Source organism: Ruminococcus sp. AF37-20 (assembly GCF_003460465.1).
In the GTDB taxonomy this organism is placed as follows: domain Bacteria; phylum Bacillota; class Clostridia; order Oscillospirales; family Ruminococcaceae; genus Hominimerdicola; species Hominimerdicola aceti.
Window position 1 is genome coordinate 39,762 of the sequence record NZ_QTVE01000014.1, and the last position, 12,699, is coordinate 52,460.

Consider the following 12,699-nt stretch of genomic DNA (forward strand, 5'->3'; position numbering starts at 1 on the left):
TGTAAAAGCGTCTGATTTTTTTGTGATGTCTGCTTGATTTTGCAGTAATGATAGTGTATAATAAGTGTAGCTGTAAAATGCAGTATAGAACGGAGATAACAAATGAACTTACTTTTTATCGGAGATGTTGTGGGGCAAAGCGGCTGCGATTTTCTTGAAAGCAGAATGTATAAGCTGAAGCGTGAATATGATATAGATGTGACCGTGGTGAACGGTGAAAATTCTGCTCAGGGCAATGGTATCACACCGCAGTCTTACAGACAGCTTCTCAACATGGGGGCTGACGTTGTAACAACGGGAAATCATTCTTTCAGACGACGTGAGGCTGAGGAGCTTTATGACACAAACGAGCAACTTTTAAGACCTGCCAATTACCCTGAGGGCGTTATGGGTCATGGAGTGACTTATATCGATATGTGTCCTTATAAGATAGCCGTGGTAAATCTTATGGGAACGATGTATATGGAAGCTGTGGAAAATCCTTTCAACTATGTTGACAAGCTTCTTGAAAGCATTGATACGCCTAATATAATCGTTGATTTTCATGCGGAGGCAACTTCTGAGAAAAAGGCTATGGGCTTTTATCTGCAAAAACGATGCACTGCTGTGCTTGGCACTCATACCCATGTTCAGACGGCTGATGAAATGATCTTAGGCGGACATACCGCCTATATCACCGATGTTGGAATGACAGGCCCTGAGCTTTCCGTACTTGGGGTGGACAGCGATATAGTCATAAATAAGTTCAAATATCGCACCCCTGTGAGGTTTTCAGAAAGCACAAACGATTGCTTTATAAATGGAGTTGTGGTAAAATTTGATGAAAAATCGGGAAAAGCAACAAATATACAGCGTGTTATTAAGCGATAATAACGAAAAGTATTAATAAAGCTTGAAATTTTATTATGTATGTAGTATAATATAATGTGTATAATAAGTGGGGTAAATTCTTTGAATTTACTTATGGAGGTATTCAAGTGGAAATTCTAAAGGTTTCTTCAAGGTCTGTCCCTAATTCGGTGGCAGGAGCAGTTTCGGGCGTTATCCGTGACAGCGGTGCAGTTGAGGTACAGGCAGTGGGCGCAGGCGCAGCCAATCAGGCGATCAAGGCTATAGCGATCGCAAGGGGCTATCTTGCACCATTGGGCATTGATCTTATTTGTATCCCTGCATTTGCAAGCGTTTTGATCGACGGTGAGGAAAGAACTGCGATCAAGCTTATTTGTGAAGAAAGATAATAATGCGGCAGCAAGGCGTGTTAAAGTCTTGCTGCTTTTTGCTACAAAGGAGGGGACAGCATGGAAACTGTTTTGCAGACTTATGGGCTTACAAAGCAGTATGGAAGCTTTACAGCGCTGAGCAATCTTGACCTTGCGCTGGAGAGGGGTAAAATTATCGGTCTGCTAGGGCCGAACGGAAGCGGAAAAACAACATTTATCAAGCTTTGCTGTGGACTTATAAAACCTACGGCAGGGGATATACTCATATGCGGAATGCCTATTGGCGTGGAAACTAAAAAAGTGGTTTCCTATCTGCCTGACAGAAATTTTATACCTGACGATATGAAAGTAAATGAGATGCTCAGGTTTTTTCAGGATTTTTACAGTAATTTCAATGTAGCAAAGGCTCAGGATATGATGAACAGGCTGGGGATAAACCCTGCGGCAAAGTTCAAGACAATGTCAAAGGGTACAAAAGAAAAGGTGCAGCTTTGTCTTGTTATGAGCCGTGAGGCTGACGTTTATCTTCTTGATGAGCCAATTGCAGGCGTTGATCCTGCGGCGAGAGATTATATCCTCAACACCATAATCTCAAATTACAACGAGCGGGCGGCTGTGGTAATTTCCACCCACCTTATTGCAGATATCGAACCTGTCCTTGACGACGTAGTAATGATACAAAACGGTATGCTAAGGTTGCATAAATCTGTTGACGCTATCCATAACGAAACCGGCAAGTCTGTGGATCAGCTTTTCAGGGAGGTGTACAGATGTTAGGCAAGCTTTTGAAATATGAGCTTAAACGCTCGGCAAGAAAGTTTTTCCCTCTTGTTGTGGGATATATGATAGTTGCACTGATATTTTCTCTGATGCTTCGTTATGGCGAGAGTGTTAAAAGCCCTAATTTTCTGGTGATATTCATTGTTGTGTGCATTGCCTATGGTATTGCCGTGGGGGCGTTGTTCACTGTGGGCTTTACCATATCGCTGACGAACTTTCACAAGACCCTTTTCACTGACGAGGGCTATCTTATGCTGACAATACCTGTCAAGCCATATTATCACATTTTCACAAAGTTCATCTCTTCTGTTATATGGTCGGCGGCAAGCATGATCGTTTTTGTGCTTTCGCTTTTGCTTATCGATCCAACAGAATATCTTGACTCTGTGGGAGATTTTATAAACGCATTTGGCAATGGCTTTGTTGAAGAACCGCTCACGTCGTTTCTTATTTGTCTTTATGCTCTGATGCTTTTTGCCAACTGGCAGATATTCTTTTACTTTGTTATCTCCCTTTCAAATTGTTTCAGACATAAGGTGCTTGCAGGCTTTGGCATAGTGTTCGGCTGCAATATAATATTCTCTTTTATAAACAGCTTTGTTGGCGGTCTTTCACTTTGGAATATGTTCTTTGTGGGTCATGCGGTGTATTACGAGAGCAATATAAACTTGGATTTGCGTCTGGTATTTATGACAATGTATCAGTTCGCATATATCTTGGCATATTTCCTGCTGACAAACTTTATAATAACACGCAAACATAATTTGCAGTAAAAAAAAGGCAGACGCTGTGTCTGCCTTTTTTGTTGTATTCTTTTAGTTAAGTATCCAGATCTGAGCTGAGTTTTCAGGCTCAAGGTCAGCAAAGGAGAGCTTTCCGCCCTTTGAGTTTGCAAGCACCTTTACATAGTCTGTGGACTCAGTGGATATTCTGAAACGTCTTTTTCCCAGCGCAGTGACCCTGAACTGAACAGGCTTGCCGTCTATTTTCAGATAGTCATATCCCTTGCATGAAGCGTTTACATATCCGCCGTCGCCTATCTTTAAACCGAATGTGCCGTCCTCTGTAAGACAGACCGTCAGCTTCTGTTCAAGCTCCTTGTCAGGCTTTTCAAGCTGCAATCCCTTAGGAGTAACAGTGAGTACAAGTCCCGATATCTCGTTTTTGAATGTGTAAGCCTTGCCGTCAAGTATGTAATTTCCTGCGTCAGAGGTGCAATCGTCATAGAATTTCAGAAGAAGCGCTGTGACATTCTGCTGTGTAACAGGCAGAGTGTTCTTTGCAACGTCATCAAAAGCTCTTGGGTCAAGGTGAGAAATGGTGTCAACGAACTTGCTTGCGTATTTTACAAGCTTGTTTGCAGCCTCGCCAAAGTTATCCTTGCCGTAGTATTTCAGCAGACGCTTGTCGAAGCTGTCGGCTGTGTGTCTTGTGCAGGTGGTGGAAACGTGCTTCTCAAAAGCGTAATGCACGTTGTTTGCCTTGTCCTGATATTTCATGTTTGCAACGTGAACAGTGCAGCCCATGTCTGAAATAAAATGTGCGGCTCTGCCGAGAACACGCATGGCGTTTTTTATGTCACCGCTTTTGTAAAGAGATACTGCGGCGGTGTAGTTTTCTTCGAGGCAAGTTCTTGCGCTCACTGCAAGGTCACCAAAGCGGTTGCGGTAATAGCCGTTAGTTTCAGGAAGCTCCTTGCCCTTTGGATTAACGCAGGAGTAATAATGCTTGCCATGACCTTTGTCCATATCGTTCTCCTCGTCAGGCTGTGTGCAGCCCTTGAGTATCTCGCTGTGATAGTCTTTATAGAATGTCACCTGCTTCTGCTTTTTCTCCTTTTCCAGAAGTGCAAGTGATTTTTTCACAATGTCCTCGTGAGTAGTGCCGCTCCATGCGTACGCTTTGATAGGTCTGAGCCTATAGCATACAGCCAGCGCAACTGCGGCTGTGAGAATTTTTTTCATAACTCTATTTTCCTTTTCTGATATTTTTGTTGTTTTTCTTTTTCCTTACTGAGTAGCCGAACGTGCCAAGCTTTTTGCCAAGACCGTAATACTCTCCGTGAGCGTAGGCAAGAAGTCCCGCTTTGTCAAGGCAAAGCTTTCCTTTTTCGTCAAGCAATTCTTTTGCAACGTCAAGCCCCACGATATCTGCAATGAACATATCATGTGTACCAAGGCTCACGACCTCTCTTACTTTGCACTCGATATTCACAGGGGACTGGGCCAGCAAAGGTGCCGATACCTTTGCGGACGGTTCTGCGGTAAGGTGCATTTCCTTGAACTTATCCACTTTTCTGCCGGTTTTCACACCGCACCAATCCACAGCTTTCACAAGCTCTCTGGTCGGCAGATTTATGACGAACTCACCGCTTTGAGTGATAAGCTCGTGGGAATATCTCTCAGGTCTGACGGAGATGTAGGTAACAGGCGGCTGAGTGCAGAGAATGCCTGTCCACGCAACTGTGAACACGTTAGGCTTTTCCATACTGCCGCAGGTAACGAGAGTAGGTGGCAGGGGAGAGGTTATGACGCTGCCTTTCCACTGCTCCTTGGTGTATTTTGTGTACTCCATTATTTCACGCCTTTCTCGTTGTCAAGTCCAAAATTATGTACTCGTCTGTATATTTTGTCATAGTCCTTATAAAGAAGCTGAGTTTGGTTTTCAAGAAAATAGTAGTGCTTTATATAAGGCACAAGCAGTATGAGAAACGCAACGGCAAGGGGTATGAGTATCATGACCTGCCAAACTGCAATGGCAATGAACGTCATGACAGTACAAAGTGCAAAAAGCACCGTCACGATAAGGTGTATCAGCCGTTCGTGCTGAAAAAAAGCGATATGTTCTTTGTGATAATCAAGAAGCTTTGCAAAGTCGCAGTCCTTGTCCTCAAGACAGCTTGCAACAAAACTGCGGTAACGCTTGAAGTATTCCGTCATGATATCACCTACAGTTCAATAAACTCAGCGTCTTGTATCTCAAGGTCACGGAGCTTGGTCTTGTATGAATTTTTCTTTTTAAGAGCCGCACGTTCCTGCTCTTTTTTCTTGACGTCCTTTGCAACTGTCATAAGCATTATATTGTCGATAGTTTTATAGTGCTTTGAAACACGCTGAGCAAAGCTTTTGCGCTTTGCAGGCTTTTTCTTTTTGCCGTCAAAAATAATGGCAAGAACAACGGATATCGTCATTGCGATAATAGTTTTCTCTGCATTTGAGTTCACAGAGATAACCCCTTTTTTCATACTATCACCATTCCTTCTGCCTGAGTTTTCCTATCAGGATAACAACATATAAAGTTATTATACTATATTATCCCGAAGATTTCAAGTATTATCTATTAATAAAAAAGTAACGGTGTTATTATGAGAGCTATCGTTTTTGTTGTGCTTTAACGGTCACGGGGATGTTGAACTGTCAAAAAATGAATGCCATATGTATCAAAAAAACTACCGCTTGTGCATTATTTTTACCACTTGTGCAAATATTGTTGACTTTTTGTTAATAACAATGTACAATTATTATGAACATTAATGCTATTCAGCAGGAAAGTCTGGCTAATGCGCAAGCAGGAGGAAAATGATGGAGAATAATGAGAACAAGGCAAAAAAACAAAGGATCATAATAGCTGCACTTATTCTGGGCATGATGTTTTGCATAGGTATTACGATTTGGGTTGTGTTTTTCAGAAAGCCAGAAACAAAATCTCTAGTACCTGATTATGCACCTCAGCAGACAGAGCAGTATGCTGAACCTTTGGAGGACAACAGCAGAAATCTTGATGTGCTTGAGGGTGGCGGAGGAATTTCTCTTGAATACGAAAATACAGTGAATATCAAGCTTTCTGATAAAACAGCTTATTTTAGTTATAAGCATCCAAGCAGTTCAACTCAGGATATCGTGCTTTGTATCGAAGTAAATGGTGAGATCATCGCACGCTCAGGTACTATAAAACCAGGCAATCAGCTTAAAACGCTTCCTTTGCTTGAGGGCGAGGCGGACAAACTTAGTGAAGGCACTTATTCAGACGCAAATTTCAGAGTTTTAAGTTATGATCCGCAATCAGGTGAAAAAGCAATGGTCGATACGGTGGCAAAAATAACTGTCACTGTTGAAAAATAAATAACGGAGGAATTTATCATGAAAAACAAATTGGCGATCATTGCCGCATTAGTGCTAGCAAGCACTAGCGTGGTTACAGCATATGCGGTAAATTCAGAAAAAAATGACGGCAGCGAACCAACAAATATCAAGGTTACAGGAAGCTATATTGATTCCAAGTCAACGACAATGTCTGTGGACGTTGAGTGGGAGGAAATGAATTTTACCTACTTTGGCGGATATAAGGTATGGGATCCTGAAACACATAGCTATACCACAGAGTCTGCATGCTGGTGGAATGAGCCTAAGGAGATAACTGTAACAAACCATTCAAATTCGGCTATTAAAGCGCAGTTGAATTTTGCATCAAAGGTCGAAGGACTTAACGGCATATTTGATGAAGATGTTATTTTATTGGAAACAGCCGAAGGCACTGCTGTTGACGCTGCACCTAAAGATTCAACACATTTCAGTGTAAGTGGAGCAGGGATAGAAACAAACAATACAGATCTTGGCACTATCACAGTAACGATCTCTGAAGACATTCAGTAAGTAACTGACGCAATGGTTGTTTCTACCCATGTTGATACAACTCTTTATTATGTAACAGGATCAAATGGAGCATGGAGGGTAGTAAAAAACAATGATATTGGGATTGTACCGATAGCGTAATTAAAAAAGTATTCATATCAGGGGGCTTATGATGGATAAGCAAAAAAATGACGGAAAGCTGATCGTATCAGTGCTTATGGTCTGTTTTGCAGTTACCATTGGCGTGATGATATTTGCATTGTGCCGTCCAAATGATAAAAAAAGTGCAGAATTTACTCCACCGCCTTTTGAAAGCACAGCACAGCATGGCAAGCCTGAGGTTTCAGAAAATTTAGGCTATAGCTCTCCGAACAGAGATGATATGAGCTATGATTTTGCGGTGTGCGGAAACGTCACTATGGAAGGCGATAAGGCAATAGTATATCTTACAAATATCGAGGGCAACAATGCCTGGATAAAGCTCAGAGTGTTTGACGAACAGGAAAATATGCTTGGAGAAACGGGTCTTATCAAGCCAAACGAGTATGTGAAATATGTTACGCTCTCAAAGACGCCGGAGGTCGGTACAAAGATAAAGCTTAAGATCATGGGTTACGAGCCGCACACTTATTATAGTGCAGGTGCGGCTTCCTTGAATACACAGATAGGGGGTCAAATAGACCAATGAAAAAAATGACTTCATTTCTTGCTCTTGTGCTTGCATTAAGCATACCTTCTGGTGCTTATGCGGCCGAGGCAAAGCTTGATGATAATAATACAACTGCAAATGGAAATGTTTATGCGGTCTATACAGAAGATGTTCCATGGAACAGTGTGTCTGTTGACGACGATGGAAATGCTGTTATTGATTTTCCAGATGGCACAAGTGTGAAGATCGAGAATGCCGATAAAGATAAAAATCTTGTGGTGGATCAGGTCACAGAGAAGAAAGCTCTTGACTGGTTAAACAGCGTCATGGGAAAAAAGTCTGAAAACACCGTAGCATTTCATATTTATTACATTGACGGAGATTCTATTCTGCCGGCAAATGGAATAAAGGTAACGATAAACATAGACAAAGATCAGGTAAATTCCGTTAAAGGTGATGGTACAGTAAGCAGTCTTAAATGTGAAGAGTCTGATGCAGAAATATCCTTTGTCACAGACGATGCACCTTTCTATGTCCTTGGTACAAAAGCACCTGAAAGTTCATCAGATATATCACCAGATAGCACTGGTAAAAAAGATGATAGCTTACAAAACAGTTCACAGACAGCAGTTCAAAATGTAAACAAAGACGGTGATAAGTCACCTAACACAGGCTTAGGAGCAGGTGCAGCATTGACAATGTTGCTGCTTGGTGCCGTTGCTGTAAGCGTGTCAAAAAAAACAAAGGATAAATGATCTGATATTCATAAGGCTCGCCGTTTGCATTGGCATTATTAAGCAAAAAAAACTCGCACGAAAATGTGCGAGTTCTTTTTTATGCAGCAGACATATAATACAGTTATATTTCAATATAATCCCAAAGCTCGGAAACAAGTTTTTCTGTAAAGCCCTTGCACAAAAGAAGCTCGTTAGGGCTTTCGTAATAGGATATAAGCTCACGAAGTTCTATGACAGCATTCGCCTTGTCCATATCAATTAGCAGCTTGTCTGATATCTCCTGAGCGTCAGCCTTGTTTATGTTCACTTTCTGCCTGACTTTTTCAGTAGTTTCAGCCGTTGTAACAGTTTGCTCCTCTGTGGCCGGAGGCTCTGTTACAGTATCAGCAGGGATTTCTATTTGAACAGGCTGAGTTTCTGCAACTTTCGTTTTCTGCGGCATATCATGGTAGTCTGCACTGTCAACATAAAAATAGCCTTTGAGAAGTGCAAGTGTAGAGTCTCCGATGCCGTTTACTTCAAGAAGCATATCCATGTTGCTGATAACACCAACTCTGTCACGATATGCTATTATCCTGTCGGCTGTTACCTCGCCTATACCGCTCACCGCCATAAGCATTTCCTTGTCAGCTTTGTTTATGTCAGCAGGAAAGCAGTATTCCTCTTTGGTTTCAGCAATACTGCTTGTGACGGCTTTTGATGTCGTTGTTTTCTTTGTGGTATGTGCCTTTGCAGTCTTGCTAATGACCTTTTCACTGCCTGAATTGTCCACCTTGTCAGCCTGAGAGCTGTCAGCAGGCGGTGTGAGTATCACCACATCATCACGCTGTGGTCTGTTAACAAATGCAGAAGCGATCGCTGCAGTAATGGCGACCGTAACTGCGATCACGCCTACGAAAAGTTTTAGCCTGCTTGTTTCTACTTTTGAAGCATCATTTTCTGTCACATTCGATTTTTCGTCTTTGTTGCTGTCTAACTTGCCGTCCATAATTGATTATTTTTCTGCAAGCATTTCGTTGAGATTTTCCACCATTTCTGACATCTTCGCTCTTGTGATGTCCGGAACATTTGCAAATGTAACAAGGGTTCTCAGTGGCATATCTCTTATCATTGCTTCCATCATTTCCTTTGCAGAAGCGCCGAGATCGTCGGAAGCCGCGTCGCCAAAACCGCAGTTTATTTGGCTTAAAATGTCCTCGAACATAGCTCTGCCCTCTGGGATAGAATTTATCTCGCCACAGGTGGTGTTCAAGGTGAAATGCACTGGGAGTTTTGTATCGGAAGATACATAAACAGAAGTCGAAAGCCTGATATCTCTTGAAGAAGAGCCTGCCTCGATAATAAACTCACCATATTCAACGAACCAATCGTGTATATCAGGCTCGTAGTATGCAAATGAACGCTTATCAAGGTGGAACACAGCCTTTTTGGTCTCGCCAGCTTTAAGGAAAAGCTTTTCAAAGCCCTTAAGCTCACGGACAGGTCTGCGCACTGAGCTTTCCTTGTCGGAAACGTAAAGCTGAACGATCTCCATACCGTCTCTGTCGCCTGTGTTTGTTACGTCCACCATGACCGTCAGGGTCTTGTCGTCTTTTATCTCGTTTTCTGAAACAGTAAGATTGCTGTATTCAAAGGTTGTGTATGAAAGTCCGTGACCAAATGGGAACAGTGGCTTTATGCCCTTTTCGTCATAATATCTGTAGCCCACGAATATTCCCTCGGCATAGTCAACATCGTCCATATTTCCCGGGAAATTAAGATAAGACGGATTATGTGAAAGCTTTTCAGGGAAAGTTTCCGCAAGCTTTCCGCTAGGGTTAGCTTCGCCAAAAAGCAGAGCCTTTTCAGCAGTGCCGATGTTCTGTCCGCCAAGATACATTTCAAGTATGCCCTTCACCTTATCTGCAAACGGCATTTCAACAGCCGAGCCGTTGTGGAGAACGATAACAACGTTTTCATTTACCTTAGCAACTTCATCAATAAGCTTGAGCTGACAATCAGGCATTCTCATATGCTTTCTGTCAAAGCCCTCAGACTCAAAGCTTTCGGGCAGACCTGCGAAGATAACGGCAACATCGCTGCTTCTGGCAAGCTCCACAGCTTCATCGAGAAGCTCGTCAACGGTTTCGTCACGGTCGGTGACGAAGCCCTGTGCATATGTGATATTATCCATGCCCTTGACAGCTTCAAGAGCAGATGTTACCTTAAATGAATTTATGTGAGAGCTTCCACCGCCCTGATAACGTGGCTTGTCGGCAAATTCGCCAATGAAAGCTATCTTTGCAGACTTGTCAAGCGGCAGTATCTTATCATCATTTTTGAGCAGTACCGCACATTCGGACTCTATCTTGCCTGCAAGTTCATGCTGTTTTTCTTTATCCCACTTTGTTGCAGGGGCATAGCCGTCCTCGGCTTTCTGAATAAGCGTAAGCACGTTTCTCACAGCCTTGTCAAGGTCTTTCATTGAAAGCGAGCCGTTGTTTACGGCTTCTATGATAAGCTCGTCATTTTTGCCGTTGCTGGTAGGCATCTCAAGGTCAAGACCTGCGGCAACGCCAAGAGGTCTGTCATCAACTGCGCCCCAATCGCTAACTACAAGTCCATCATAGCCCCATTCGTTTCTGAGTATATCAGTGAGCAGAAGCTTGTTCTGCGAGGAATATTCGCCGTTTATGCGGTTGTATGAACACATCACTGTCCAAGGCTTTGCTTCCTTGACTGGTGTTTCAAAGGCACTTAAATATATCTCATGGAACGTTCTCTCATCAACGTTGGCAGAATAGCTCATACGTCTTGTTTCCTGATTGTTCATGGCAAAGTGTTTAAGAGAAGTTCCCACGCCCTTGCTCTGGACGCCCTTTATGTGTGCTGTGGCAAGCTGTGAAGTAAGATAAGGGTCTTCTGAGAAGTATTCAAAGTTTCTGCCGCAAAGTGGTGAACGCTTTATGTTACAGCCAGGGCCAAGTATAACGGAAACGTCCTCAGCCTGACACTCCTCGCCCAGAGCCTTGCCGAGAGTTGTAAGCAGCTTTCTGTCAAAAGAGCAGGCAAGTGCGCAGGCACATGGGAAGCATACTGCCTTGATAGCTTCGTTAGGATTGTCTGTATCATCACGCATTTTTCTAAGTCCGTGAGGGCCGTCAGACACCATTATGCTTGGTATATCCAGCCTTTTTATTTCCTCAGTGTGCCAGAAGTCAGAGCCTGAGCACAATGAAGCTTTTTCTTCAAGTGTGAGTTCCTTCAAAATCTTGTCTATGTTCATTGTGAAAACCTCTTTTCTATAAAACTATAGTTTGATTGTAACACAATTTTCTATGAAATTCTATATATTTTGTGCATATTTTACATAAAGTTAATATTATCTTCGATTAGTTTGGTAAGAGCCACCCTGAAATCCTCGTCCTGCTGTTTGGTTCGCTTTGGCGGACCTTTGAGCCTGCCGCCGCTTCTGCGTATCTTCTTTGCAGTATGTCTTGATAGAAGCAGTGCATCAATGTTGGAGCTGTCATATATCCTGCCGTTCTGGTCCAGAGCAAGGACGTTTCTTGCAAGACACATTGCCGCAAGCCCATAATCCTGCGTCACGGCAATATCTCCCTTTAGAGCGATGTTCACAAGCTTCATGTCTGCACTGTCTGCACCCTTGTCGACAGTTATCACCTGTGCATAGTCAGAGCTGAAAATATGCGAGCTGTCGCAAACTATGATACATTTAAGCCCATGGCTTTTGCTTATAGAAACTGCGATGTTCGTAACAGGACAGCCGTCAGCGTCTATAAGTATCCTCACGCCTTGCCGCCTTCTATATAAAATGTAGATTCCATATCTGCAATGTGGGTCGCCAGTGCGAGAGGATACATTTCAAGGGCAAGACCGATACTGTTCTTGTTTTCTTCTCCTGAAAAGCCCATGTGCCAGCGTATAGCCATGGCTTCCTCACGGGTCAGTCGCATATAGCTGCTTACTATGTAGACCGACTTTTCACCGTGGCCATATGGCAGTGTTTCGTGAAATTCATAGTATGGGACTTTCTCCCACACGCCCTGCTCGTTCTTGGCATTGCGGTAGCTTACTCTGTAAAGATTTACCTTGCAGATGTCATGAAGCAGTGAAACGATAGCAATGCTCTCGTCTGAGTATTCCATGTTGTAATCTTCCTTTACACGCTCACGCTCCAGATAGCTTTTCAGACACTCATAAACGTGTATGCTGTGTTCGCACAAGCCACCCTCGTATGCTCCGTGGTATCTTGTAGAAGCAGGTGCAACAAAGAAGTCGCTGCTTTCTGAAAGCAGATAATTGAGCAGCTTTTCCGAACCCGGGCGCTTTATGTTTTCTGTGTAGATCTCAACGAATTTGTCTTTAAGTTCTGTTACCTTTGGCATAGTTGACCTCCTGTAAAAATATTATATTATGATAAGCTTTAGCGTTTTAGTTTTACCAGACTAATTATAACATATTTTTTGTAAGATTAACAGTACTTTTCGCTAATTTTTGCATTTTGTTAGTTTGTCAATGATATTGGACACGATAGTTATTGAAGAATTCGATAGGCGAAAGCCAGTTTAAAGGACGCATAGGACGATTGTTTGTCCTCTTTAAACGTGCAGCTAGCTGCACGTTTAAGTCGTCGCAGGAATAAAACCTATGGCACGAATAGAATTTGTTGTGATCTTCAC

At 42.7% G+C, this 12,699-nt stretch carries 16 protein-coding genes; 8 read left to right on the plus strand and 8 right to left on the minus strand.

The genetic code is table 11. From position 1 onward, the window contains the following. The first annotated feature begins 102 nt into the window (after positions 1–102). From DW015_RS09690 to DW015_RS09705, 4 genes are all read left to right on the plus strand, one after another. Positions 103–870, plus strand: coding sequence for a TIGR00282 family metallophosphoesterase (locus DW015_RS09690; RefSeq protein WP_117905488.1), 768 nt, complete (start codon positions 103–105; stop codon positions 868–870). Positions 871–977: 107 nt separating this feature from the next. Next, positions 978–1,238 (plus strand): stage V sporulation protein S, encoded by a 261-nt coding sequence (locus DW015_RS09695; RefSeq protein WP_022287824.1) that lies wholly within the window; start codon positions 978–980, stop codon positions 1,236–1,238. Between the two features lie 60 nt (positions 1,239–1,298). Further along, positions 1,299–1,997 (plus strand): ABC transporter ATP-binding protein, encoded by a 699-nt coding sequence (locus tag DW015_RS09700; protein ID WP_117858943.1) that lies wholly within the window; start codon positions 1,299–1,301, stop codon positions 1,995–1,997. Continuing rightward, on the plus strand, positions 1,991–2,773 hold the full coding sequence (locus DW015_RS09705) for a hypothetical protein (protein ID WP_117905489.1): 783 nt from the start codon (positions 1,991–1,993) through the stop codon (positions 2,771–2,773). The genes DW015_RS09700 and DW015_RS09705 overlap by 7 nt, the downstream gene beginning before the upstream one ends. A 42-nt stretch (positions 2,774–2,815) precedes the next feature. Here the strand turns inward: DW015_RS09705 and DW015_RS09710 are convergent, their stop codons facing one another. Genes DW015_RS09710 through DW015_RS09725 form a run of 4 tightly spaced genes read right to left on the minus strand, consistent with a single transcriptional unit; the run spans position 2,816 to position 5,244 of the window. After that, positions 2,816–3,964, minus strand: a complete 1,149-nt coding sequence (locus DW015_RS09710) for a zinc dependent phospholipase C family protein (RefSeq protein WP_117905490.1) — start codon at positions 3,962–3,964, stop codon at positions 2,816–2,818. 4 nt (positions 3,965–3,968) lie between these two features. After that, positions 3,969–4,574 carry a flavin reductase family protein gene (locus DW015_RS09715; RefSeq protein WP_117905491.1) on the minus strand — a complete coding sequence of 202 codons (606 nt, stop codon included), beginning with the start codon at positions 4,572–4,574 and terminating at the stop codon, positions 3,969–3,971. Then, positions 4,574–4,939, minus strand: coding sequence for a hypothetical protein (locus DW015_RS09720; RefSeq protein WP_117905492.1), 366 nt, complete (start codon positions 4,937–4,939; stop codon positions 4,574–4,576). Before DW015_RS09720 ends, DW015_RS09715 begins: the two co-directional genes overlap by 1 nt. A gap of 8 nt (positions 4,940–4,947) precedes the next feature. After that, complete coding sequence (locus tag DW015_RS09725) at positions 4,948–5,244, minus strand: hypothetical protein (protein WP_022287830.1); 297 nt, start codon at positions 5,242–5,244, stop codon at positions 4,948–4,950. A gap of 337 nt (positions 5,245–5,581) precedes the next feature. Here DW015_RS09725 and DW015_RS09730 point away from each other — a divergent pair, with 337 nt between their 5' ends. The 4 genes from DW015_RS09730 (at position 5,582) to DW015_RS09745 (ending at position 8,035) form a co-directional block, all read left to right on the plus strand. Beyond that, the gene (locus DW015_RS09730) at positions 5,582–6,121 is read left to right on the plus strand and encodes a hypothetical protein (protein ID WP_117905493.1); all 540 of its coding nucleotides are present in this window, start codon (positions 5,582–5,584) and stop codon (positions 6,119–6,121) included. An 18-nt stretch (positions 6,122–6,139) separates the two neighbouring features. Then, the gene (locus DW015_RS09735; RefSeq protein ID WP_117905494.1) at positions 6,140–6,652 is read left to right on the plus strand and encodes a hypothetical protein; all 513 of its coding nucleotides are present in this window, start codon (positions 6,140–6,142) and stop codon (positions 6,650–6,652) included. Between the two features lie 151 nt (positions 6,653–6,803). Continuing rightward, positions 6,804–7,319 carry a hypothetical protein gene (locus tag DW015_RS09740; RefSeq protein ID WP_117905495.1) on the plus strand — a complete coding sequence of 172 codons (516 nt, stop codon included), beginning with the start codon at positions 6,804–6,806 and terminating at the stop codon, positions 7,317–7,319. Continuing rightward, entirely contained in the window at positions 7,316–8,035 is a 720-nt protein-coding gene (locus DW015_RS09745) for an NPXTG-anchored protein (RefSeq protein WP_117905496.1), read from the plus strand. Before DW015_RS09740 ends, DW015_RS09745 begins: the two co-directional genes overlap by 4 nt. 103 nt (positions 8,036–8,138) lie before the next feature. Here DW015_RS09745 and DW015_RS09750 read toward each other — a convergent pair whose 3' ends face one another. The 4 genes from DW015_RS09750 to DW015_RS09765 all read right to left on the minus strand — a co-directional run bounded on the left by DW015_RS09750 (position 8,139) and on the right by DW015_RS09765 (position 12,405). Beyond that, complete coding sequence (locus DW015_RS09750; RefSeq protein WP_117905497.1) at positions 8,139–9,005, minus strand: helix-hairpin-helix domain-containing protein; 867 nt, start codon at positions 9,003–9,005, stop codon at positions 8,139–8,141. 6 nt (positions 9,006–9,011) lie between these two features. Continuing rightward, complete coding sequence (locus tag DW015_RS09755; protein ID WP_117905498.1) at positions 9,012–11,282, minus strand: glycoside hydrolase family 3 C-terminal domain-containing protein; 2,271 nt, start codon at positions 11,280–11,282, stop codon at positions 9,012–9,014. Between the two features lie 80 nt (positions 11,283–11,362). Continuing rightward, positions 11,363–11,809: a YaiI/YqxD family protein gene (locus DW015_RS09760; protein WP_117905499.1), complete on the minus strand. Its 447-nt coding sequence runs from the start codon at positions 11,807–11,809 to the stop codon at positions 11,363–11,365. Beyond that, positions 11,806–12,405 carry a hydrolase gene (locus DW015_RS09765; protein WP_117905500.1) on the minus strand — a complete coding sequence of 200 codons (600 nt, stop codon included), beginning with the start codon at positions 12,403–12,405 and terminating at the stop codon, positions 11,806–11,808. The genes DW015_RS09760 and DW015_RS09765 overlap by 4 nt, the downstream gene beginning before the upstream one ends. Positions 12,406–12,699 lie beyond the last annotated feature (294 nt).